The sequence below is a fragment of the Nocardia sp. NPDC051756 genome (assembly GCF_040681495.1).
GTDB lineage: Bacteria > Actinomycetota > Actinomycetes > Mycobacteriales > Mycobacteriaceae > Nocardia.
Genome location: NZ_JBFAYV010000008.1, coordinates 431,588 through 455,611, shown reverse-complemented (window position 1 = coordinate 455,611; position 24,024 = coordinate 431,588). Strand labels below are relative to the sequence as shown.

The following is a 24,024-nucleotide window of genomic DNA, read 5'->3' as shown; positions in this document are numbered from 1 at the left end:
CGCTCGGTCGTTATCCGGCCGTGATGTAATGGCGGCGGTCTTCAGTCGGGCGCTCGCGGGTCGGCCGGACGGACCCGAGTTGCTCCATGGTCAGACCGGTCATCTCCAGCAGAAACGTGCCATCCGGTGCGATCGCCCGTAAGGTCGCGTCACCGGTCAGATCGCCGAGCAGACGGATGTCCGCGCCGTATCGCTCGGCCATGCCGATATCGTTCGTCTGCTCGGCGGCCAGGTCGATCCAGCCGATTTCGCGCGGTACGAAAACCGGCTGATCGGTATCGGTTCCGGCCGCCAATGCGACAGTGCGCAGCATCGCGTCGAGCAGTAACCACGGGATTCGCATGCCGCCAAGGAGGCTCGCGGCATCCGACGGCAGCGACCACGTGCCGACCGACCGCCGGCCTGCTGCCCGGCAGTCCGTGAGGTTGGCGAATAGCCCGCCGATGTGTACCGGAGAATCAGCCAGAAGATACGGGTCCTGCACGGGTCGGTCGATGTCGGGAACGTCGGTCCGTGGTCTTTCGGCGACCGAATCGGCTGTCGAAAGAATGACTTCTGTGCGGAAGAAGCGGCGCCGGGGTGGCTGCGCCGCGCCATTCGACGGGACCCGGCGGGAGGTCAACTCGACGGTGACTGTCGGCGTGGTTTGTTCGTCGGTGACGACCAGCGCGGCCGTGATTTGCAGGTCGATCGGCGAACGGCCGGCGAACGGCTTGATGAACGCCTCGAACCGGGTATTGCGATACCCGTGGACGATCGCGCCCGGAAGCAGTGCCATGGCCGCCCGTGCTGCGATTTCGAGCATCAAAGTCCCCGGCACAGTCGGTTTTCCGTCGACCAGATGGTCGGATAGGTAGTCGTCTCGAACAGGATCGAACACGTAGCGCCAGCAGCCTTGGGTCTGGTCGACTCGTGCGGGTTCGCCGAGAAAGGTATCGAACCGCGGTATCTCATCCGGCGCGTCCTCGACCACGGTGTGCGGTCTTTCGCTCCGCAACATTCGGAGTTCGTTGTCGCCGAGGAATACCGCGCAGCCGGTGCCCGCCCGGAGTTCGGCGAGGAACAGGCCCGTACCTTCCGCGGTGGTGATGGAGCTGAGCTGTCCCTGCCGTTGCAGGTATGCGCGATTCAATTGGTCTGAGCGCAGCCCGGTTTGCCCCCACAGCGGGAAGGCGACCGTGAATTCGTGTTCGTCGGAGCCCTGGCCGCAGGCCGCCAAGAAGTCGTTGGCGGCGGCGTAGTCGACGTCGCCGGGCAAGCCGATCGCGCCGGCCACCGATCCGATGTTGCACCAGCGGATCGGCGCGTGCTCGGCCAGTGCCGCCTTGAGATGCCGATATCCGAGAACCTTGGTATCGCGCACCGCGCGGAAGGTCTGAAACGACTTGTTCTCCAGCAGCGCCGGCTCGGACAGCCCGGCCGCGTGGATCACCAAGTCGAGCCGGCCCGCGGTCGACAAGACGGTGGCCACGGCGGCCCGCACCGAATCGGGATCGAGTACGTCACAGGACAGGCAATGCAACCGGTCCGCACCGAGCAGGTCGGCGAGATCTCGGTAATCCCGTTGGCGGGCGAGCGCTTTCATGTGGGCATCGGCCTGCTCGACGATCGATCGGATGGGCCTGGCCGGGTCGTCTTCCCGAAGCCGACGGATCAGCGCTGCTCGGAGGTCCGCCGGAGGAACGCCGTCGGCCTGCTCGGCCAGATCGGTCGGGTCCGTGCGTGCGAGAAGCCACACCGAGGGTTTGACGTGTTCACTCAGCGCTCGCAGCATCGCGATCGGTAGTCCGCCGGTTCCGCCGGTCACCAGGATGACGGAGTCGTCGCTCAGCGGTAGGCCGGTGTCTGTCGCGGGCAGCGCGGTAGGCGTGAGAACGTCGCGATATCTGATCCCGTTCCGATACCACACCACCGAATCGGTTGTGGTTGCCGATCTTTCGCGTGCGAGGAACGGCAGGGCCGCGCTCGGTGGAGCGTCGGTGAGTACCGCGGAGATCCGCGCGCCGGTCCGTTCCCACGCCAGACTCTTGACGAAGCCGGTGAACAGCGCGGCGGACGGAGCCGGACGACCCGTTGCCGGCTGACCGGGCAACAGCACCATGAGCGAGCTGTCTGTCGTCCAGCGTGGCCACAAGCGTTGGGCCGCAACGAAAGTAAGGTCGTGCAGGCGCAGCTGGGCGTCCAGGTCCGCGGCGTCGCCGATCACCGTCAACGCGGGCGTCGCCTGATCGATCAGTGCCTGCACGCGACGGTCGCTCGGTTCATCGACGCCCGCGCACAGGACGGTCGCCGCCGCCAGTTCGGCGCGGAGCTGCCGGGCCAGGTCCGCGGAGCCGGCGAGGACGACGCTGCCCTCCGGTATCGCGCTGTGCGACAACGTCTGTGCCGCGTGCGGTGCGGCGACCAGTGCGGAAACGTAGCGCTCGGTGAGGCGCTCCGGTGCCGCCTTGCTCGGTGTCTGCACCTGGACACGGTCACCGTTCGGCAGCGACAACTCCGCGGTCGCCGCGGCTCCTTCGACGGCGCGCAGCAGTTCTATCGCTCCCGCGGCGCCGAGATAGTCTCGGGCGCCGTTCACCGCGCCGGCGTCGGTGGACGAGTCTGCGGCGGTATCGCGCTCGCCGCGAGCGAAACTCAGCCGCGCCAAGATCGGCCAGCCACGCCGGTCGGCTTCCGCTGCCGTGGCGATCGCGATCAGGAAGGCGCCCTCGGCCAGTGAATCCGCTGGGCGGCCGAGGATTTCGGCGAGCTCACCGCTGGAGTTGCCGTTGAGTGCCAGCAGCAGGGCAAGTTTCAGATCGCCGGTCTGCAAGTATCGTCGAGCGGTGCTGAGCGCGGCCGCCGCGGACTCGTCGCCGGCGTCGATGGCGACGCTCATCCCGCGCAGGTTGTGCCTGCTGGTGATCCGGGACGCGATGACGTTGGTCATGACGCCCGCGTAGGTGTCCTCATTGCATTCCGGCACCCGCGCGCGCACGGCCGCCAGAATCGACTCGACGAGCGGCGTAAGCGACTGCGCGGCATCGGATTCGGCGATTGCGGCGAGCACGTCGTCGCCATAGGTGCGGGTGATCGCGTCCGCGAGTGCGACCGGGACGCCGGTGTGCGCGGTGATGACACCGGTCGATTCGCGCACCTCGGCCCACAGTTCGCCGTGCTCGCGCAGGAACGTGTCCGCGACCTGAACGGCCATCAGATGGCACGGATCGATCGTGGCGATAGTTTTGGGCGTCAGCCGTATTTCGGCCGGTGCGGGAGCCGGGTAGGGGACGGCGAATCGCCGATCCGGTGCCTCGTCGTGGCCGCGCAGCCAACCGATTATCCGCTCGCGGTCCGGGTCGCCGGGCAGGTGGGCGCTCCACGCGACCACGGCGAGATCTCCGCTGTCGATGGGATGCCCGGACCGGATCCGGTGGCCGTTCGGGCGATCGGTCACCAGCAGGTGGCCGTTGGTGCCGCCGAATCCGAACGCCGATATCCCCACCAGCCGTGGTCGCTGCGGGTCGGCGGGAAAGTCTGTGTCGCAGTCGGATACGCGCGTGCGATCGGTCGGCACGTCGGCGGGCGCCGCGGTGAAACCGTACTGTCCCGGTATCCGTCCGGCCCGGAGCGCCTCGGCGGCATGAATCAGCGACACCGCGCCCGCGGCCCAACCGGTATGGCCGACCACCGCCTTGTTGGAACTGCACGGATAACCGTCGGGGGGCGCTACCGCAGCCAAGGTCTGCAGTTCCGTCCGGTCTCCGGCGGTGGTGCCGGTGGCGTGCGCGACGATCCAGTCCACCGCCGCGGGCGAGGTTTCGTTGATGCCGCGGGCCCGCTCGATGGCCAGCCGCTGGCCCGCGGGATTCGGGGCGGCGATCGCCTTGCCGCGCCCGTCGGCGGCAGCGCCGAATCCGGTCAGCACGCCGAGGATCTGGTCGCCATCGGCGCGGGCGCGGGACAGCAGCTTGAGCGTGACGACCGCGGCGCCGTCACTGAAGAGAGTTCCGTCGGCCGACGCGTCGAAGGACCGGACCGCACCCCCGCGGGACAGGCCACCGAGTTTGGCGAACATCACCGCCACCGTCGGATTCAGGACCTCGACGCCACCGCAGTAGGCGATATCGCAGTCACCGGCCAGCAGCGCCTTCACGCCGAAGTCGACCGCGTAGAGCGAGGACGCGCACGCGGTATCGATGACCGTCGCCTCGGTGACCTGGTCGAGGATTCCGGCGATGGCTGCCTCCACCACCATCATGGGCAGGACCGGCTGGTCGGCGCGGGCTCGGGGATAGCGCCGGCGCAGCAGTTCGCGTAACCGGGTCGCGGCGGCCGGGCCCGCGGCCTGGTCGACCGCGCTGGTGAACGTCTGGGTGACCAGATGCTCGGGCAGGGTTTGGCTACCTCCCGGCCAGGCTCCGACATAAACCGCGCAGCGGTCCGTCGATGCCGAATGCACGCCGTCCCTGGCCTGGAGCAGGCTGTGCCGGAGCCAGCGCGTCGCCTCGTCCCGGAGGGGGCCGTCGGCGGACTCCTCCGCGGCGAGTGCCGGGTGTGGATGGAAGTCGTGCAGGTGGCCGCCGACTCGGCAGTACGTGCGATCGACGGCGGCGCGGTCGGCCGCGTAGAAGTTCTCGAGCGAGAATCGCTCGCCCGGCTCGGTGAATACCGGCCTCGGCCGCGACAACAGGCTCCAGAACTCCTGCGGACTGTTGGCGCCCGCGATGGCCATGCCGGTGCCGACCACCGCGACCAGCTGGTCGTCGCATTCGGTGGATTCCGGTGGCGGCGTAGGCGGATCGGTGGCCGGCACACCGACCACGGCGGCGGCCCGCGCGGGTTCGGCGGGTGGCGTCAAACTCGCCGATCCGAGGGCGAGCCCGCCGTCGGCGAGGATGACCTGCCCGGTGATGAACGACGCGCGATCCGACGCCAGGAACAGCACGATCTCGGTGAGGTCGGCCTCGGTCGCCAGCCGGCCCAGCGGCGTCGCCGCGAGCACCGTCTGCCGGAAAACGTCGCTGTCCGGGAACAGATGACTGGTGTCGTTGTCGACCAAGCCGGCGGAGGCGGTGTTCACCCGGATGCCTGCGGCGGCGAATTCCACTGCGAGATAACGGGTCAGCGCCTCGAGCGCGGCCTTGCTCACCCCGACCGTCGCGTAATTGCCGATCACCAGGCCGGCGCCGATGGAGGACAGATTCACGATCGAACCGTCCCGTCCGGCCATCAGTGCCGCGGCCGCCTGCGCGCATCGCCGACTGCCGTCGAGGTTGACCGCGAGCGCTTTGGACCAGTCGCTGTTGCGCAGGGTCGACATCGGCGCGAGCGTCCCGCGGGCGGCATTGTTGATCAGAATGTCGAGTCCGCCATGGCGATCGGCGATCGTCCGGAACATCGTATGCACGGACTCCTCATCGGCCACGGAGCCTTGCACGAGTTCCGCGGAGCCGCCCAGCCGGAGTATCTCGTCGAGCGTCGACCGCGCGTCGTTCGCGGAATGGAAGTAGTTGACCAGGACATGCGCGCCCTGCTCGGCCAGCCGCAGGCAGATCGCGCGGCCGATGCCCTTTCCGCCGCCGGTGACCAGGGCGTTCTTTCCGGTGAATTCGCCGCTCATCGCGTCAGACTCCCGTTGCGATCGATGCTTGCTCGGATCCGGCGAGCCGACGCAGCAGCTCGGCCAGCTCGGTCAGCGTCGAGTAGGACGTGACGCGTACCTCGGCGGGCGGTTCTGGCAACCCGAATCGCTGCCTGGCCAGCCGGAACGCTTCGATCTGCTTGATCGAGTCGATCCCCAGATCCGCCTCGAGGTCGATGTCGGCATCCAGCAGGTCGACCGGATAGCCCAGGGCGTCGGCGTAGATCTGGCGGATCTGTTCGAAGAGTTCGTCCGCCGCGGGCAGGTCGGCAGGTTCGTCGGTGGTCGAGGTCGGCCGGTGGCCGTTCGCGGATTCGGCGGCAGGCGCGGTGGCCGGAACCGCCTCGACCTGGACCGTGCCGTCGGCGGCCCGGCGGAACTCCGCCGCCGAACACCGCCGCCGCAGTGGCGCGATCGTGGCGGCCGCGGCGGGCAAGCAGGCCGGAACCAGCGTGGTGAGGGTGTCCCGGCCGCCCGACTCGACGAAGCGGCGCACACCGTCGCGGTACAACCGCAACAAGCCGTCATAGAACAGCACCGGCTGGGTCATGTGCCGTTCCACCCAGGCGCGGACGTCCTCGGCGGACTGCACATAGCGCCCCAAAACCGGTGAGTAGACCGGGATTTTCGGCTCGGCGACCGGTATGCCGGCGAAAGATCGGGCGAGGGTCTCGGCGGCGTCGCGCAGCAGCCGGTTGTGAAAGGGGTGGATGGCTCGAAGCCGGGTCGCCTGGATGCCCGCGGCCGCGGCGATGTGCTCGGCTTCGGTGAGTGCGGCGCTCGGTCCGGAGATCACGGATTGATCCGGGCCGTTGTCCACCGCCAAGACGGTGCTCGGATCGTCGATGAGGCCGGTCAGGTGGGTCGCGCGGCGACTGCCGACCGCGAGGGCCACCATGCCGCCGTCGGGGATCGAGCAGCCGCGCAGGGCCGTTGTCCGATCGAAGACCAGCCGGGTCGCGTCGCGCACGGTGAGGGCACCGGCGGCGGTGAACGCGGACACCTCGCCGAGACTGTGTCCGACAACGACATCCGCGTGCAGGCCGGTCTCGACCAGGATCCGATAGGTGACGATATTGCCGGCGAACAAGGCGACGTCCAGGTCCGGCGACCGGTCGGCGATCAGGTCGTCCAATGAGGCGGCCGCTGGGTCGGTCAGCAGCCGGGACACGGGGGCGTGTCCGTGCTCGTCGCACATCTCGTCTATCTGATCCAATGTTTTTCGCGCCGAGGGGAATTCGCTGATCAGAGTGGCCAGGATGCCCGGCACATATGATCCTTGCCCGGGGAACATGAAGGCGGTTCGAGCGCTCATCGGTGACTTCCTTTGGGGGTGTTTACAGTTCGGGCAGGTCGAAGGCGGCCGCGAGATCGGTTATGTGCGGGACCAATTCGTCACAGAGCGCACGCCGGTGTGCCCAGATATGGTCGAGCAACGGCGCCGGGGTGAGTCGTTGCTCGGCCAGGAATCCGGCGTTGCGCTCGATCCAGGACAGCGCGTAGAGCTGAAACAGCCCACGAACCGGCTCGGGCGCGCCGCGGTACGCGGTCTGCAAGAGCTCCAGGACAATACGATCGGCCTGTGCCGCGGCGGCCGTCTGTGCCAGAGCGAGATTGTCGTTCCACGCGGTGAACTGGTCGTGCCCGGCCTGGCGCGCTGCGTCCAGCCGGTTGGTCAGGCAATGGTGGTAGTAGCGTTCGGCGATGTGCGCCAGCGAAACCCAGGCGTGCGGCGAGGTCAGATCCGTGGCGTCGGCCGGCTCGGGTTCCGGGCTCGGCGGGCGGTACCGGTGCGGATCGGTCATCGCCTGTGCGGTATCCATCAGGATCAGGTCGTTGTCGCCGCCCGCGCAGAAGTACGAGTTCACGAAGCCGTGAAAGGCGTTGAGACGGTTGTGCGCAACGAAACCGGTCGCGCCGCAGTGCGTGCGGCAGCTCGCGGTCACGTCCAATGCGAGCCGGGTCGCGAAGGCCTTCAGCAAGGGGAGTTCGCTGTCGACCGCGGACCAGGGCGCCCACGTCGCCGCGCCGGTCGGCGCCGGTGGCTTCGCGGCGCTATCCCGGACAACGTGCCGATCGACGATGGTCAGCGTGTACGCGGCCGCCAGCGCGCCGAGCACCGCTTCTTGTTGATTGCGATAGCGGATCAGCCCTTGCTCGGGTGCCAGCCGGCCCATGGTCAGGCGAGTTGCGGTGTGCGACTCGAGAATTCGGGCCGAGTCCTGGGTGACGCCGGCGCACGCCGCGATGACGCCGCGCCACACATGTGGCGCTCCGATGCTCATCGTGCGGGCGAGGCGATCGGTGGCTCCGGTCACGTCGTCGTGGAACCGGCCGTCGGCATCGATGGTGGCGCCGTCACTCAACCAGGCGTGCCACGGAATTCGCATCCGGTCGAACCGCACATAGGCGAAATCGCAAGGCAGCGCAAAGGTATCGGGTGCAGGGGTGATCTGCACGCCGGGCAGCACCGCGCCGTCCGGACCCCGCACCGGCACGACGAACACGAACACTCCTCGTTCCCTGCCGCCGACAATCAACTGTGCGTAGACCGCGCCGGTCTTCGGGACGCCGGGATGGCCGGTGCTGTTGGGGAACTTCCGTGCGTCGGCATCGGGGGTATGCAGGATGAAGCCGCCGGTATCGGGATCGAACGAGGCCCGCGTGCGCGGGTGCAGATGGCTGTTGCTGCGGGCGCCCTCGGTCATCAACGCCGAGCCGAAGGCGTCCATCGACTCCAGCGCGGACAGCGTATCCGCAAGTCCCGCACTTGAACTGGGCACCGACCGCAGGATCGGGGCGAGCACCAGTGTGTAGTGCACCAGCAGAATGTGGAACAGGTCGGGATCCGCGAGCGCGGCCCGGGCGAGCAAGGCCGACAGGGTGTGCGGCGAGTCGAGTAGCTCCGAGGCCGGCGGCGCGACCCGGCCGGCGTGCTGTGCTCTGGCATACACCAGGCTCAACCGGTCCTGCCGGGAGAGTCCGTCGGGCCAGGTGCAGAACGCGTCGGGGATCGCCTCGTGCAGCAGGTCCCGGGTCCGGCGCCGCGCCGAATCCGACTCGGGGCCGGCGACGAAGCGCCGCACCTCGGCTCGCGGCGAACGATTCGGGGCAGGCGCGGCGAGCTCGTGGTCGATGGACATCGTCGTTCCTTTCTTCACCGCTGTCGAAGGGCGACAGGGGATTTCGACGGTGCGCCGGTCAACCACGACAGATCACCGGTCAGCGGTGCCAGCGTGCGGGCCGAAGGCAGGGTGGCGTGCGCGCACCGGCACAGACCGTCGCCCACCCCGAGTTCGATGAACAGCGTGTCGTGCCGGGATCCGGTGTGCTCCAACGCTTTCGCCAGATCGACGGGTTTGGTGACGCAATCGACCAGGGCCTCGTGCAGGTCGTCGGTGTCGGAATAGGTCCGCCGCCCGACCGGAGAGTGCACCGGAACCCGCAGTGGGCGCTGCCGAGTCCCGCGCAGACCCGCGCGGAATCGGTCCGCGACGACGACCAGCTCCGGATGGTGCGAGGCGTAGGGCACCGCCAGCCGCACCAACCGCGGGCAGTCGCCCGGCTGATCGAACAGCGCCGCGATCGCGTCCGTCGGCCCGCTGACGATGGTCTGCTTCGGGCTGTTGACGCACGCGAGCACCAGATCCGTCCGGTCGACGTCGGCCAGCAGCCTGCGCGTGTCCGGCTCGGACGCGAGCACCAGAACCATGGCGCCGCGGCCCTCGAACCCGCGGAACGCGGCATTGAGCGCGCAGACCGCGCGGGTGCCGTCCGGCACGTCGAAGACGCCCGCGCACACCAAGGCGGCGATCTCGCCGAAGCTCTGCCCGACGATCACCTCGGGGTGAAAACCCGCCGCGGTCAGCACTCGGTCGAGGACCACCGAGATGGCGTAGCTCGCGAGCTGCGGGATTCCCGGTGCCATCGCCGGACTTCTGGTATCGCTGAGCAGTACCTCGCGCAGCCCTTGTCCCGCACCGCCGGACGCTCGTTCGATGTCGTCGAGGATGTCGTCGATGGTCGCGCGGCACCCGTGGTCCGCGCGATAGAGATCGTGCAAAGCGCAGCGCGGATCGCCGCCCTGCCCCGGGACGAGGAAAACCGTGTTCGCCGCCTGCTGATTCATCGACCGGCCTCCGCATCGTCGATGCCCCAGGTGAGAACGGTGCTGCCCCAGGTGACGCCGGCGCCGAAGCCGACGATCAGTATTCGGTCACCGGCGTGCAGCCGCCCGTCGGAATGCGCCTTGGCCAGTGCGTACGGCACCGAGCCCGCACCGATGTTGCCCACCAGGTCGCCGACGATGATCAGGCGCTCGACGTCGAATCCGGCGTCCGCGCAGGCCTTTCGCAACAGCACCGGGTTGGGTTGATGGGTGACGATCACGTCGATCTGATCGGCGGTCAGACCTGATCGCCGCAACGCGCTCGCGGCGGCTTTGGGGAAGATGTCGAGGATGAAGTCGCGTACCGCCTTGCCGTCCATATGGATGCGATGCTGTCCGCGGGTCACGGTGTCCGTGCTCGCCGGGTGCCTGCTGCCGCCGGCCGGGATCAGCACGTCGCCCGCGTGGTCGCCGTCCGAGCCGAGCTCGATCTGACCGAAACCCGTTCCGGCGGCGACCGGTCCGAGAATCGTCGCGCCCGCACCGTCGCCGAACAGCACCGCGGTGGCGCGGTCCGCGGGGTCGAGGAAGTGCGAATAGGCCTCGACGCCGACCACGACCGCGCACCGAGCGCCGGTGTCGCCGCGCAGATAGTCGACGGCGACTCGGGTGCCGAACAGCCAACCGGTGCAGGCCGCGGACACGTCGAAAGCCACGGCCTGGTGCGCTTGCAGCAGGGCCTGTACCCGGCAAGCCGTGGACGGGCCCAGTTCGTCCGGCGTGGAGGTCGTGACGATGATCAGGTCCAGATCGCCGGCGCCGAGACCGGCCGCGGCCAGTGCGTTGCGTACCGCTGCGGCGGCCAGATCGGACGCGGACTGATCGCCGCCGGACACGTGCCGTTCCTGTATGCCGGTGCGTTCGACAATCCACTGCGGCGTCACTCCCGCGAGTTCGGCGACTTCCGCGTTGGTGCGTACTCGTTGCGGTACGAAGCCGCCGGCACCGAGGACTCCGATAGCAACGTTTCTGCTACCGACGTTTCCGTTGTTGGTCGAGCTCCGATCGAGGTATCCGAGATTGTCGTCTGCCATCGATATCACTTACTTTCCATTCCGGGAAAACGATCTCCGAAACGTACTACCGGCCGCGGGTCGCCTACCCCACCGCTGATGGGGACAACACTGTCGAATCTGTGGTCTCGATCGCTGCTCTTCTTCTGTTCCCCAATTTCCAACGCGACATGGATACCAACTTCTGTTGCCGGTCCGTACCTAACTTTTGTTGGATCGGCCGCCTGGGGGTCGCTCTATGTTCGTAGAACCCGTATTCCGACGACCCAGGAGATCCCATGCGGAAGGCGGACAGATTCCGTACCGGCATCCTCGACCTGAGCTTGCAGCCCCGAATCGCACCCGACCTGACGTTGCGCGCCAATCGATTGCTCGCGGCCGCGGGTAAGGCGGACTCGCTCTTCCTGCCGGACCACCTGACCGGTCTACTCCCCGGTTCGATCTGGCACCCGCGGCACATCGGGGCGGCACGGCTGATCCCCCGGGCGAACGCACACTACGACCCGTGGACCGCGCTCGGGTATATCGCCGCGCAGAACAGTCTCAAGCGATTGCGGCTCGGCGTCGGTGTCACCGACGCCGGCCGGCGGAATCCAGCGGTCACGGCACAGGCGGCCGCCACCCTGCACCTGCTGAGCCGGGGACGGGCGATCCTCGGTATCGGACCTGGCGAACGCGAAAACAATGAGCCGTACGGGGTTCCGTGGAACGCGCCGGTGGCCAGATTCGAGGAAGCCCTCGCGACGATTCGGCTGCTGTGGGAGTCCGATGGCCGCCCGGTCACCCGGGACTCCGAATACTTTCCGCTGCACGACGCGATCTTCGAGATCCCGCCCTATCGCGGCACCCGGCCGGAAATCTGGATCGGCGCGCACGGCCCGCGCATGCTGCGGCTCGCGGGCCGGTATGCGGACGCCTGGTTTCCCGCTTATCCGCAACCCGTGCCCGAATACCGCGGCAGCCTGGAACGGATGCGGACCGCGGCGTCCGACGCGGGCCGGGATCCGATGTCGGTGACGCCGGCCGCGATGCTCTTCGTGATCACCGGACTGACCAGGGCGCATATCGACGAGACGGTCGAATCGGTGGGTGCGCGGGCATTCGGGCTCTGTATTTCGGCCGATATGTGGGCGCGGCACGGGATCGAACATCCGTTGGGTTCGCATTTCACCGGCATCCAAGACCTCTTACCGCAGCTGCTGGACGAGGACACCGTCCTCTCCTATGCGGAGAAGGTGCCCGGGTCGTTGGTCCGGGATTACTGCGTCACCGGGACGCCTGCCGAAGTCGAGGAACGTATCGCCGAATTGCGCGACAACGGACTCAGATACGCCGTGCTCGTCGACCTCAGCACATTCCATCCCGATATCAAACGCGGGCTCGCCGCATCCATTCCTTTCCTGCGCGTACTCAGAAGACTGCGCAGGCTCTGATCGAGAGAAAGGCCGGAAATGAGCGTCGAATCAATTCATCGCACACAGTGCCGCGCACCGTGCGGCAAGCTGGTCGACGACGAGCATGTCGAGGACTCCGACGGTTTCGGCATGATCATCCGGATCGACCGATACGCCTGCGGATGCCGATACGTTCGTCGCGACTACCACGACGGGAGCATCGGCGAACGCACGATCCGCCACGACGGGAAGCTGCTCCCCACAGAGCTCCGTCCAGAGCAAGGGTGTTAGCGCACGTGTTGCTCAGCTACGCCACCCGAGGAGGCTTCCGATGCCGAACGGCCGACCAGCCCGAACTGCTGTTGACCGGGACGATGTCGACGTTGGGGATCAGGAGCAGGTGGATGCTGCACGGCCCGTCGACCTCCGCTGATGAACTGGATTGACCGTCCAGGTGGCCGGCAGATCCTGCCGGAAGTCGGGATCGGCCGGGAGGCGGGGAAGTTTCAGCCAGGTGGCTGGTTCCTTTGGCGTGGAATGCTTCCTAAGGTTCGAACCGTGATCGCTATCTATTGCCTCGGGTTCTCCGCCTGAGTCCCGTGCACGCCCAGGGTTCCGGCAGGGGCGAATCCGCTTGTACCGCTGAGAGTCTGGGCAGGGACTCGGCGAGCGTGGGGCGAAGTGGTTACTGCCCTGCGTTGGATGGGCTGCGGGGGTTGGCGATTGCTGGGGTGGTGCTCTTCCACACGGGGGTGGTGTCGGGTGGGTTTCTCGGTGTGGACCTGTTCTTTGCGCTGTCGGGGTTTCTGATCAGCGATCTGTTGTTGCGTGAATATGGTTCTACCGCAACGGTTTCGCTGGTGGGGTTCTGGGGGCGGCGGGTTCGGCGGTTGTTTCCGGCGCTGGCGGTGGTGTTGGTTGCTGTGGTCGGGTTGAGTTGGGGGTTGCGGTCGGGGGCTTATCTTTCCGGCGCGTTGGCCGATGGGCCGTGGGTGCAGGCGAATCTGGCGAACTGGCATCTGATTGCCGAGGCTTCGGACTACTGGGCTCGGTTCACCGGTGGGCGGGTGTTCGAGCATCTGTGGAGTATCGCGATCGAGGAGCAGTTCTATCTGGTCTGGCCGGTGCTGTTGCTGTTTCTCTTGCGGGGGAGAGGATCTGGTCATCGACGGGTTGCGGTGGTTGCCGCGCTGATGGCGGTGGCGTCGTTGGTGTTGATGATCGTGTTGGTTGATCCGGCGAACACCACTCGCGTCTACATCGGCACCGACACGAGGGCGTTTTCGCTGCTGCTCGGCGTGCTGGTTGCGACGGAGCCGGTGCGTGACTTCCTCGGCGGGATTCTCCAACGGTGGGCCGGCATTGCCACGGCAGTACTCGTGACGGCCATCGTTCTGCCCTGGGTGTTCGTTGACGGCGAGACCTCGCGCTTGTTGTTTCGTGGCGGGCTGTTCGCCTACTCTGCGGCGGCTGCCGTACTGGTGCTGTTGTGTGTGCAAGCACCGGAGACTGGGATGGCTCGAGTACTTTCGGTCCGGCCGCTGGTCTGGCTGGGCACTATCTCTTACAGCCTGTATCTATGGCATTGGCCGATGCTGGTCCTGCTGCGCGAGAATTCGGCCTGGCCGCGGACCGTCCTTGCCGTGGCGCTCGCGGTGGTGGCCGCTGCTGGATCGAAGTACCTGATCGAAGACCCGATCCGCTTCCGCGCATCGTGGGCGCGGGGCCGTACGGGGCGCAACGCCTTCATCGCGGCGATGGCGGCGCTGGCCGCCTTGTGGCTGATCGTGCCGTCGCCTCGACCGGCGGCAATCAGTATCGACGGCGGCGGAGTCACCGCGGCGACGCCGCAGGGGCCACCGCTGCGGCGATTGATGTGGGCCGGTGATTCGGTGGGCGCGCAGCTCGCGTTGCCGCTGAACAGTGCCGCGACGGCCAGCGGACTCACCTTTGAATCGATCGCCGAGGCAGGCGGTGGCAACGTAGTCGGCCCGTTCTCGGAGCAGAACTGGCCGCAGATCACCGCTCGAATCACGGCCTCGCGCCCGGATGTCGTCGTCTACGAAATCACCACGTATGACTGGGGATCCGAATCCGAACAGCGCCTCGCTTACCACCGCCTCGTCGATACGGTCACCAAAGTCGGCGGCCACGTGATGTTCGTGAGCCTTCCGCCGATCCGCCCCGACGAGTTCTACGCCCCGCACCTGGCCGACCTGGCGCGAACTTTCCCAACGGCACGATCGGTCGCCGACAACTCCGCCGGACGAGCCATAGCCGTGAACGCCGACGAATACTGGGGCCCCACCTTCACTCCCGACCTCAACGGCGACGGCAGGCTCGATCGCGCCCCTGACGGAATCCACACCTGCCCGCAGGGCGCAGCCGGCTTCACCAACTGGCTGCTCGGCCAACTAGCAAGGCACTTCTCCGGATTCACTCCGGCACAACCCGCTTCGTGGATCGACACCGGCTGGGCCGCGAGCAAGGAATTCACCATCTTCCCCGAATGCCGCTGACGTCCGTCCGTGGGCTCAGCTGCCTCGGGCAGTGACGGTCGGCAGTATCACGTGATGGCCGAACCGTAACTCGCACTGGACTATTCGGATTCTGTCACGGGTTCGATACGGAATTGTCCGTGAGTTCTCTTCGGTCGTAATCCAATTGACGCGCCTGGATTTCGTCCGCCTTGTCGACCGTCCAGGCGTACAACCGGTCGAACGGCTCCTGCAAGGATTCGCCCAGCGGGGTGCGCGAGTATTCGACGCCGACCGGGGAGGTCGCCAATACCCGGCGGACGATCATTCCGTTGCGTTCCAGGCGGCGCAGGGTCTGGGTGAGGACTCGCTGGGTGACGCCTTCGAGGCGGCGTTTGATCTCGTTGAAACGGCGGGGTTCGTCGAGGACGGCCATCACCATCATCGACCATTTGTCGGCGATCTGGTCGAGGATCGGCCGGCTGGGGCAGTTGGACTGGAACACGATTCCGGGGTCGGAGCTGGTCATATAGGTATCCTTCGCCATCCTTACGATGCTGAAAGTGCGTTATTGACGCCGGTTGCCCGCCGCCGCAATCTAAGTATGCATCGGGAACCTAGATGCCTATCGGCTACGGATCGGAGATCTTCATGAACCAGGACGCCTACACGACCTTGCGGGTGCGCCGTGCGGCCGGCGTCGCGTACGTAACACTCGATAACCCGCCGGTCAACGTGCTGAATGTCGCTCTGATGAGCGACCTGCGGAACCTGCTGTCCACCCTGCGGGACGACGACTCGATTCGGGTGATCGTGTTCGACAGTGCCGACCCGGAGTTCTTCATCGCGCACGTGGATATGTCGCTCGTCGACACACCGGACGCCTTCGCCGAGTTCGACATTCCGACCGGCGTCAACGTCTTCCAAGCGCTGGGGGAATTGCTCCGGCATCAGCCACAGGTGACCATCGTCGAACTTGCCGGGATCGCGCGCGGCGGCGGCGCGGAATTCGTTGCGGCCGTGGACATGACGTTCGCGGCGATCGGTCGGGCGCGGATCGGCCAGATCGAAGCGCTCATGGGTATCGTCCCCGGCGGCGGTGGCACGCAGTACCTCGCCAACCGCGTCGGTCGGCACCGCGCGCTGGAGGTGGTGCTGGGCGCCGAGCTGTTCGACGCCGAGACCGCGGAGCGCTACGGCTGGATCAACCGGGCGGTTCCCGCCGACGAACTGCACGACCTGGTCGACCGCCTTGCCTGCAATATCGCGGCGCTGCCCGAAGGAGTGATCGCGGCGGCCAAACATGCTGTCGCACCGGCGGATCTGGCCGATGGCCTGCTGCGTGAGCACGACGCTTGGGCGGGCACGTTCGCGCTTCCTGCGGCCGAGCGGTTGATCCGGGGCGGGATGGCCCACGGCGCCCAGACCCGCGCGGGTGAGCGCGATCTGGAAGGTCTGCTCCGAGGTCTCGCCGGCTGAGACCCGCCCACTACGGTGGAGCCCGGCGACGACGACGGGATGGGTAGGTAATGCGGTTCGGGTTCATCTCGCATGTGGTCGGTGACGGCGACTCGGCGAGGGAGTTGCGGCAGGTCGTCGAGCTGGCGGTGCGCGTGGAGGAGTGCGGGTTCGATTCGTTCTGGGTGGCGCAGCATCACTTCGGGGCGCAGCGGGCACATTGCCCGTCGCCGCTGGTGTTGCTGGCGGCGATCGCGCAGCGGACGGACCGGATCCGGCTGGGGACGGCGGTGGTGATCGGGTCGCTGGAAGATCCGACCCGGCTCGCCGAGGATGCGGCGACCGTTGATGCGCTCAGTGGCGGGCGGCTCGAGCTCGGGCTCGGTGCGGGGGCGGATGCGCAGACCTCCGAGCGGTTCGGTCGGGCGCATGAGCAACGGCACGAACGCTTCATCGAGAACCTGCGTCAGCTGCGCGAATTGCTCAGTCCGGGAACCGATCTGGTGCCCGCGGCGGCGGGGCTGGGGGAGCGGCTCTGGATCGGGACCGCGTCCGAATCGGGGTTCGACCTCGCCGCCGAACTCGACCTCGGTGTGCTCACCGGGCGGACCTCGTCCGCGCAAGGCCCGCGGGACGAGATCGCGGCTGAGCGAGTGGCGAAATACTCTGCGGCGCAACGTGCTGCGGGGCGCACGCCGCGCGTCGGGGTGTCCCGATCGGTGCTGTGCGCCGACTCCGCCGAGGTCGCTTTCGAACTCATGCGACCGGGCATCGAACGCTGGGTCACGACCGCGATCGACGCGGGCCGGTTCCCGGCCGGCTTCACCGCCCGCGACTACGTCGACACCGGTCACGGCTACCTCGGCACCGGCGCCGAGGTCGAGGCCGCGATCCGGCGCGACCTCGTGGTGCCCGACGCGACCGAATTCCTCTGCAACGTACAACCTTCCGGACCTCCACCGGCAGCCATCAGCACAAGCCTGCGGCTGTTCGCCGACACGGTCATCGCGCGCTGGGCAGATCCGGTATCGGATCGATCCTGACCACGGTGTCGGCGAGGTCGCCAAGCATGTGCTCGGAGTGCGAGACGATGACAATGGCCATGCCGTCGTCGGCGAGTTCGCGCAGTATCTCGACGATCCGCGCGGACGCGTCCGCGTCGAGTGCGGCGGTCGGCTCGTCCGCCAGCAGCAGCCGCACATCGCCGACCAACGCCCGGGCGAGCGCCACCCGCTGCGCCTGACCGCCGGACAATTCACGCGGGTATCGCCCGGGATCGATATCGCCCAAACCCACTCGCGCCAAGGCAGTCCGGGTGACATCCAGCGCGTCACGCCGGCGCAGACGAATACGCAAGCGCGGCTGCAACGGCTCGGTGATGCTGCGATAGATCGGCCGACGCGGATCGAGACTGTCGACAGCGTTCTGGAACACCACCCCGACCTGTCCCGGCGGCGGCGTCCCCTCCTCGCCATCCCAGACCAGACGGCCGCCGCTGGGCTTCTCGACTCCGGCGAGCATCCGCAGCAGCGTGCTCTTCCCCGCCCCGGACGGACCGGCGAGTCCGACGATCTCGCCGGGGCGAACGTCCAGATCGGTTGCCGCCAAGCCGCCTCCGGACGGATACCGCTTGGTGACACCATGCGCGCGCAGGATCGGTTCTGCGGCAGGAACTCGCTTGCGCGCCGGAACATGCAGCGCGACAACCGGACTCGCCGCATTCGATTCGACAACAGTGCCGTCCTCGACCGAATACACCCGGTCGGCGTATTTTTCGACCAGTCGCCGGTCGTGGCTGACGATCAGCAGCGCCGAGCCGCCGGCGGTCAGCGCGGCCATGACACGGTGCGCATTGGCGTCATCCAGCGCCGAGGTCGGCTCGTCGGCCAGCACCAACGCCGGATCGAGCGCCCGCGCGGTCGTCACCGAACCACGCTGCAACATGCCGCCGGACCACATGAACGGACGCTGCCGGATACGCGTCACCGGATCGGCCAGGTCGACCGCCGCGAGATCGGCGACGATCCGACCATCGGGCACCGGCCGCCGCGCGATCCGCCACGCCTGAGAGATGTTGGTGCGCACCGACATCAGCGGATCCATTGCGGCAAACGGGTCCTGGCTGACGTAGCCGAGCACCGTCCCCCGCAGCGCGCGAAAGTCCTTCCCGGACAACGCGACACCGTCGATGAGCACCGTGCCGTCGACCCGCGCCGCGTCATCGAGGGTGCCGAGCAGCGCGCGGATGATGGTGGTCTTCCCGCTCCCGCTCGGCCCGACCACCGCCACCGTCTCACCACGCCGCACCGTGAGCGACACATCGCGCAGCACCGGAGCCGACCCGGCGTAGGCGACGGTGAGCCCGCGGATCTCCGCGATCGGCGCGCTCATCGCTGCCACCCGTTGTCGCCGCGGTCCCGCAACCCCTCGGCGAGCAGGTTCGCCGCCGCGGCCATCGCCAGAATCGCCACCGACGGAGCGATCAGCAACCACGGTGCGGCCGTGAGGAATCGGCGCGCATCACCCATGATCGCGCCCAGTTCCGCCTCGGGCATCTGCACGCCGAGCCCGAGAAACGACAACCCGGCCAGGGCGACCACGATGCCCCCGAGCCGCAGCGTGGCCACGATCAGGAACGGCCCGAGGACCGCGGGCAGCAGGTGCCGCACCCCGATGGCGGGCCTGCTCACCCCGGCCACCCGCGCGGCGACCACATACGGTCGGGTGCGCGCGGCCAAGGTCAGCGCCCGGGCGACCCTCGCGTCCGCCGCCCAGCTCGCAATCACCAGGGCCAGCAGAAGATTCAGGTATCCGGGACCGAGCAGGCCGACCACGGCCAGCGCCAGTACCAGTCCCGGAATGGCCAGCACGACATCGATCACCCGGGAAACAGCCCGGTCGAGCCGGCCACCGTAGAGCCCGGCACCCAACCCGACGAGCAGACTGATCGTCGCCGACCCCGCCAGGACGAGGAACGCCGACAGCAGCGACAACCGCAGCCCGTGCATCACCCGGGAGAACTGATCCCGGCCGTATTGATCTGTACCGAACCAGTATTCGGCATTCGGCGCGATCAGCTTGTCCGCGTAGTGCGGCTCGTTCGGCGGATACTGAGCCACCATCGGGCCGACCACCACCAGCACCAGCAACACACCGAGCAGCCATGCCCCGCCGCGCACAGATCCGGGGAGACGGGCGATCATGCGTCCACCGCGATTCTGCGATCGATCACCGCGGACAACAGATCGGCGACCAGACTGGTGACCACATAACTCGCCGTCGCGAACACGGTGAACGCCTGGATCGCCGGAAGATCCCGCGTCTTCACCGACTCCACCACATAAGAACCGAGCCCCGGCCAGGTGAACACCGTCTCGACGACCGTCGCCCCGCCGATGAGCACCGCGGTGGCCACGGCGAGAGCGTGCAGCGACGGCACCGCACTATTGGGCAGCCCGTGCCGCCACAGGATCCGCCACCGCCCGGCGCCGCGGGCGTTCAACACCTCGGCGGTCGGCGAATCCAGGAACGCCAGCAGATTCGCGCGCAGCAGTCGCGACCAGGTATCGGACAGCCCGACCGCCAGACAGACCGCGGGCAGCCACACCTGCCGCCAAGTACCGTCCAACGCGGCCTTCCCGAAACCGAACCCGACAACGAACACCTGAATCAGCAACAGCGCCACCACGAATCCCGGCACCGACGCGAATATCAAGGCCAGCCAACGGGTCCCGTGATCGGGCCAGCGCCGCGGATACTGCGCCGCGATCACCCCGAGCGCGACCGAGAACGCCAGCGCGAGCGCCAGCGCGGCCGATGCCAAGGTCAGCGTCGCCGGTAGCCGGTCGGCGAACTCGCCCGACACCGGCCGCCCCGATGCGAACGACAATCCGAAATCACCGCGCAGCACACCCCAGAACCAGTGCGCGTATTGCGCGAGCACCGGTCGGTCCAGGTGCAGGGTCTGCTCGAGCGCGCGGATCTGTTCGGGCGGTGGCTCCGGAACCCCTTGTGCGACAAGGATCATCCGCGCCGGATCACCCGGCGCCAGCGGCATCAAGGCCCAGATCAGCACGCTGGCGCCGAGCAGCGTGAGCAGCGCCTCGACGACCCGGCGACGGGCCAGGACGAGAATTCGCATCGGCCCGGGTTATCGGCCGGTCTGGCTGGTGAGGTGCCTGCGCACGCTCGATACCCGATAATCGGCCCACTTCGGGCCGGTGACGACGGTGAAGTACTTGAACGTCCCCGCCACCACATAGGCCTGATCCCGCACCAGGATCTGCTGCGCCCGCTCGAGCAGGGCGTCGCGGCGCGCGGTGTCGAACTCGCCGCGCAGCTGGGCGCCGATCGCGTCGATCTCCGGGTTCGCCACGCCCTGCGCGTTCGACGAACCGCCGGTGGTCCAGCGCACCAGGTACGGCTGGATCGGATCGGCGGTGCCGGACAGCGAACCACTCAGCGCCACCGACGATTCCCACGCGTTCGGATCCTTCTTCACCGCGGCGGAGTCCTCGGCGTTGTCGATGCGCAGGTCGAAACCGGCGCGCGCGACCTGGTCCTTCATCGCGATCGCGACGTCGTTGGTCTCCGGGCCCTGGGCCTGGGTCACGAACCGCACCACCAGTTTCCGGCCGTCCTTGGCCCGGACGCCGTCATCGCCCGGCGCCCAGCCTGCCGCGTCGAGCAGTCGCTTCGCCTGGTCCAGGTCGTGCACCTGACTGTCCACCGCGAACGACATCGAGGGCGGGTACAGGCCGGCTGCCGCGGCGAACTGACCGTTGCCGACATCGGCGGCGATGCCCTGGTAATCGATCGCCGCGGTGAACGCCTTGCGTACCGCGGTATCGGTGAAGATGCCCGCCTTGAGGTTCATTTCGACCAGCAGCGACTGCAACGCCGATGCCGAGGACAGCACGTGCATGTCCCGCTCACCCTGCAAGACCAGCTTGGCCGAGGTGGACGGGTAGAACGCCATATCGGCCTCGCCGCTGCGCACACCCGCCAGCCGGGCCTGCTCGTCCGGCACGACGCGCACGGTGACGCCCTTCAACGGCGGCGTTCCCTCCCAATGATTCTGGTACGGCGCGAGCACGAGGTTGTCCGGCGTCCAGGCGGTGATCGCGTACGGGCCGGAGTACGCGCCCGCGCCGACGATCTTCGCCGAGTCGCCGCCGGCCGCGTCCATCGCGGCGACGTCGTAGATCTGCAACGAGTTGTCCCGCGCCGCGAGCGCGGCGGGAACCATCGCGTTCGGGGTCGGCGTGGTGAGCACGACCCGTTCGCCGTCGGCGGTCACCTTCGTCGCCGGGTCGAGATACACCCTGGCCGCCGCGGACCGGGCGATCTGCCTGGTCAGCGCCGCGGCCACGGCGGCGGCGTCGACCGGCTTGCCGTTCTGGAAGGTGACGCCTTTGCGCAATGTCGCGATCCAGCGGGTGTCTCCGTCGCGGGTGACCGATTCGGCCAGCCACGGTGCGACCTCACCGTTCTCGGTGATCTGGAGCAGATTCTCCGCGACGCCCCAGTCGAACAGCCAGTTCGTGCCGGTGCCGATCGGGTCGAGCCCGGCGATCTTGTAGGAGTTGTAGATCGTCAAGGTGCCGTCGCCGGACGCCCGCAAGGCGCGGGCCGAGGCCGCTCCGTCGTCGCTCGACGCGCAAGCGGTGAAGACCATGGCGACTGCGAGCAGTCCCGCCAGCACAACGCCGAGCCGGGAACGGCGAGGTCGCCCGGGAGCATGGTCGGGTAGCCGCACGGCGCTGGGCCGGCGGCGGGTGTGCACGCGCATTCTCATCCTCGTGAAACTCGATCCTGAAAAGGGCGCAGGTATCCTGGCTCCCGGATCAACGCTCGCCTTCGGCCTTCCAACCCAGGAAGGTCGTGGCCATGAGATGAAGGTTCGCTACTCGGTCACAGTTGCGGGACAGCCCCGGATTCGCACCGGTGTTCCCTGCGGAAAAGAACCTAGCAGTACGTGACGATACGGCCCGCCACGCGCCGGGCCGGAAGTTCGCACTCTGCGTCCAAATCACCTGAGTAGAGCTATATTCGTGAACAGCGCATGCGGCGGCCGACCACACCGAGGCCGAAGTTCGACCGCATATCGCTGGGTGAGAGGACGTCACAATGGGCTCTGGTGATAGGCGGAGTAAACCGGGGATGTCCTTCGACCGGCCCAGTTCGGCGCGCGCGTACGGCTGGATGCTGGGCGGGAAGGATATCTACCCCGCCGACCAGAATATCCTGCTCTATATGCTCGGCCGGTTTCCGGAATGCGTCGACATCGCGCGACAGAACCGCCAATTCCTTTATCGCGCAGTCCGTTACCTGGTGGAGGAAGCGGGCATCAGCCAGTTTCTCGACATGGGCTGCGGGTTGCCGACCGACAACAACGTCCATCAGGTAGCTCAGCGGTTCAACCCGGACGCGCGCGTCGCCTATGTCGACGTCGACCCCATTGTGCTGGCGCACGGCCGCGCATTGCTGGCCGAATCGCGCGCACGGACCACTGTCGTCACCGCCGACATGCGCAAGCCCGAAACGATCCTCGCCGATCCCGACGTGGAGCGCCTGCTCGACTTCAGCGAGCCGATCGCGGTGCTGTACCTGTCGGTCGGCCATCACCTCAAAGACACCGACAAAGTCGGTCAGGGCGCGCGACATGTGTTGCGGCACATCATCGATACCGTCGCCGCGCCGGGTAGCTATCTCGCCTTCTCCCAGGTCGTCAGCGATGACGCCGAAGTCGGCTCCGCCTTCGCGGCGAAGATCGACGGTTCCGGGATTCCATGGCAGAGCCGGACGCCTACGGAGGTCGATGCGCTGTTCGATGGTTTGGAACCGGTCGAACCCGGTCTGGTCAATCTGGTCGAGTGGCGGCCCGATCCGGACCAGCCGCCATTGGAGCCGGTGCCGGAGCCGTTGCTGCGCTACGTCGGCGCCACCGAACACCGCAGCAAGGTCTACGAATACGGCGGGATTCTGCGCAAACCCTGAGCATCAGAGACAGGCCTGGATCGCGCGGATCAACGCGGTGGTGGCCGGTGGATCGGGGGGATCGCCGTAGGTGACCGCGAAGATCTGGCGGGGGTCCTCCGGGAGTTCGGTGGTGTGGATGCCGGGCATGCGGTGGGCGCGCAGGGCGAGGCCAGGCAGGGTGGCCACGCCCATGCGCGCGGCGACCAGCGCCTGCGTGACCACCATGTCGTCGCTGATCAACGAGATGCGCGGGGTGAAGCCCGCCCGCAGGCACACGGTGACCAGTTCGTCCTGGCAGCGAGCGCAGCCGCCGATCCAGGTCGAGTCGCGGTGGTCGGCGATGGTCTGGCCCGGCTCGTCGCTGACCAGGTAGATCGGGTCGTCGAGGAGATGGATCAGCCGGAGGCCGTCGTCCTCGCGCGGGGTGTCGGCGTAACGGAAGATCAACGCGACGTCGATGCGGCCCGCGCGCAGCAGGCGCAGTGCTTCGACCGGATGTTCGTCGACGAGGCCGAGTTCGATGCCGGGGTGGGCGCGGGCCAGCGCGGCCGCCGCCTTGGGCACGATGGTGCTGAGGATGGACTGGAATCCGGCCATGCGCACTCGGCCTGCCCGTAGTCCGACCTGCGCGGCGAGTTCGGTTGCGGCGGCGTCGACCCGGCCGACGATCTCCGCGGCGCGGACGGCCAGCAGTTCGCCTTCCGGGGTGAGCCGGATGCCGCGGCCGACCCGCTGGATCAGCTTCGCGCCGGTGGCGGCTTCCAGGCGCGCCAGGTGGTGGCTCACTGCGGGCTGGGTGTAATGCAGCTGTTTCGCGGCTTCGGTGACCGAACCGTGTTGTGCGACAGCGGCTAACACCGTGAGCTGGGTCAGGTTCAGCACATATCAAGAGTACTTATGTGTGCGTGGG

The 24,024-nt window shown here is 67.7% G+C and carries 16 protein-coding genes and 1 riboswitch; of the genes, 5 read left to right on the top strand and 11 right to left on the bottom strand.

Going from position 1 to position 24,024, the window contains the following annotated elements; all coding sequences use genetic code 11:
* Window positions 1-10: 10 nt before the first annotated feature.
* Genes AB0M22_RS34710 through AB0M22_RS34690 form a run of 5 tightly spaced genes read right to left on the bottom strand, consistent with a single transcriptional unit; the run spans window position 11 to window position 10,825 of the window.
* Window positions 11-5,602 (bottom strand): SDR family oxidoreductase, encoded by a 5,592-nt coding sequence (locus AB0M22_RS34710; protein ID WP_364735946.1) that lies wholly within the window; start codon window positions 5,600-5,602, stop codon window positions 11-13.
* 4 nt (window positions 5,603-5,606) lie between these two features.
* Entirely contained in the window at window positions 5,607-6,938 is a 1,332-nt protein-coding gene (locus tag AB0M22_RS34705) for an acyltransferase domain-containing protein (protein ID WP_364735944.1), read from the bottom strand.
* Between the two features lie 22 nt (window positions 6,939-6,960).
* Window positions 6,961-8,766 carry an acyl-CoA dehydrogenase gene (locus tag AB0M22_RS34700; RefSeq protein ID WP_364735941.1) on the bottom strand — a complete coding sequence of 602 codons (1,806 nt, stop codon included), beginning with the start codon at window positions 8,764-8,766 and terminating at the stop codon, window positions 6,961-6,963.
* Window positions 8,767-8,780: 14 nt separating this feature from the next.
* Window positions 8,781-9,752 (bottom strand): acyltransferase domain-containing protein, encoded by a 972-nt coding sequence (locus AB0M22_RS34695; protein ID WP_364735939.1) that lies wholly within the window; start codon window positions 9,750-9,752, stop codon window positions 8,781-8,783.
* The gene (locus tag AB0M22_RS34690) at window positions 9,749-10,825 is read right to left on the bottom strand and encodes a ketoacyl-ACP synthase III (RefSeq protein ID WP_364735937.1); all 1,077 of its coding nucleotides are present in this window, start codon (window positions 10,823-10,825) and stop codon (window positions 9,749-9,751) included. The genes AB0M22_RS34695 and AB0M22_RS34690 overlap by 4 nt, the downstream gene beginning before the upstream one ends.
* A 257-nt stretch (window positions 10,826-11,082) precedes the next feature.
* On the opposite strand from AB0M22_RS34690, the gene AB0M22_RS34685 reads away from it, so the two are divergent.
* On the top strand, window positions 11,083-12,237 hold the full coding sequence (locus AB0M22_RS34685) for an LLM class flavin-dependent oxidoreductase (protein WP_364735935.1): 1,155 nt from the start codon (window positions 11,083-11,085) through the stop codon (window positions 12,235-12,237).
* Between the two features lie 560 nt (window positions 12,238-12,797).
* The gene (locus AB0M22_RS34680) at window positions 12,798-14,717 is read left to right on the top strand and encodes an acyltransferase family protein (RefSeq protein WP_364735933.1); all 1,920 of its coding nucleotides are present in this window, start codon (window positions 12,798-12,800) and stop codon (window positions 14,715-14,717) included.
* A 94-nt stretch (window positions 14,718-14,811) separates the two neighbouring features.
* On the opposite strand, the gene AB0M22_RS34675 is transcribed toward AB0M22_RS34680, so the two are convergent.
* Window positions 14,812-15,204 carry a helix-turn-helix domain-containing protein gene (locus AB0M22_RS34675; protein WP_364735931.1) on the bottom strand — a complete coding sequence of 131 codons (393 nt, stop codon included), beginning with the start codon at window positions 15,202-15,204 and terminating at the stop codon, window positions 14,812-14,814.
* 92 nt (window positions 15,205-15,296) lie between these two features.
* Here AB0M22_RS34675 and AB0M22_RS34670 point away from each other — a divergent pair, with 92 nt between their 5' ends.
* Complete coding sequence (locus tag AB0M22_RS34670) at window positions 15,297-16,154, top strand: enoyl-CoA hydratase/isomerase family protein (RefSeq protein ID WP_364735929.1); 858 nt, start codon at window positions 15,297-15,299, stop codon at window positions 16,152-16,154.
* A 50-nt stretch (window positions 16,155-16,204) separates the two neighbouring features.
* On the top strand, window positions 16,205-17,176 hold the full coding sequence (locus AB0M22_RS34665) for an LLM class flavin-dependent oxidoreductase (protein ID WP_364735927.1): 972 nt from the start codon (window positions 16,205-16,207) through the stop codon (window positions 17,174-17,176).
* Here AB0M22_RS34665 and AB0M22_RS34660 read toward each other — a convergent pair.
* Genes AB0M22_RS34660 through AB0M22_RS34645 form a run of 4 tightly spaced genes read right to left on the bottom strand, consistent with a single transcriptional unit; the run spans window position 17,136 to window position 21,924 of the window.
* Entirely contained in the window at window positions 17,136-18,524 is a 1,389-nt protein-coding gene (locus AB0M22_RS34660; RefSeq protein WP_364735925.1) for an ATP-binding cassette domain-containing protein, read from the bottom strand. The genes AB0M22_RS34665 and AB0M22_RS34660 overlap by 41 nt on opposite strands.
* Complete coding sequence (locus AB0M22_RS34655; protein WP_364735923.1) at window positions 18,521-19,336, bottom strand: ABC transporter permease; 816 nt, start codon at window positions 19,334-19,336, stop codon at window positions 18,521-18,523. Before AB0M22_RS34655 ends, AB0M22_RS34660 begins: the two co-directional genes overlap by 4 nt.
* Window positions 19,333-20,274, bottom strand: coding sequence for an ABC transporter permease (locus AB0M22_RS34650; RefSeq protein ID WP_364735920.1), 942 nt, complete (start codon window positions 20,272-20,274; stop codon window positions 19,333-19,335). Before AB0M22_RS34650 ends, AB0M22_RS34655 begins: the two co-directional genes overlap by 4 nt.
* Before the next feature lie 9 nt (window positions 20,275-20,283).
* Window positions 20,284-21,924: an ABC transporter substrate-binding protein gene (locus tag AB0M22_RS34645; RefSeq protein ID WP_364735918.1), complete on the bottom strand. Its 1,641-nt coding sequence runs from the start codon at window positions 21,922-21,924 to the stop codon at window positions 20,284-20,286.
* A 36-nt stretch (window positions 21,925-21,960) separates the two neighbouring features.
* Window positions 21,961-22,088: riboswitch (cobalamin riboswitch) on the bottom strand.
* Window positions 22,089-22,295: 207 nt separating this feature from the next.
* Here AB0M22_RS34645 and AB0M22_RS34640 point away from each other — a divergent pair.
* A complete protein-coding gene (locus AB0M22_RS34640) occupies window positions 22,296-23,132 on the top strand; it encodes an SAM-dependent methyltransferase (protein WP_364735915.1) in 837 nt (278 codons plus the stop codon).
* A 3-nt stretch (window positions 23,133-23,135) separates the two neighbouring features.
* Here the strand turns inward: AB0M22_RS34640 and AB0M22_RS34635 are convergent, their stop codons facing one another.
* Window positions 23,136-23,996 carry a LysR family transcriptional regulator gene (locus AB0M22_RS34635; protein WP_364735913.1) on the bottom strand — a complete coding sequence of 287 codons (861 nt, stop codon included), beginning with the start codon at window positions 23,994-23,996 and terminating at the stop codon, window positions 23,136-23,138.
* Window positions 23,997-24,024 lie beyond the last annotated feature (28 nt).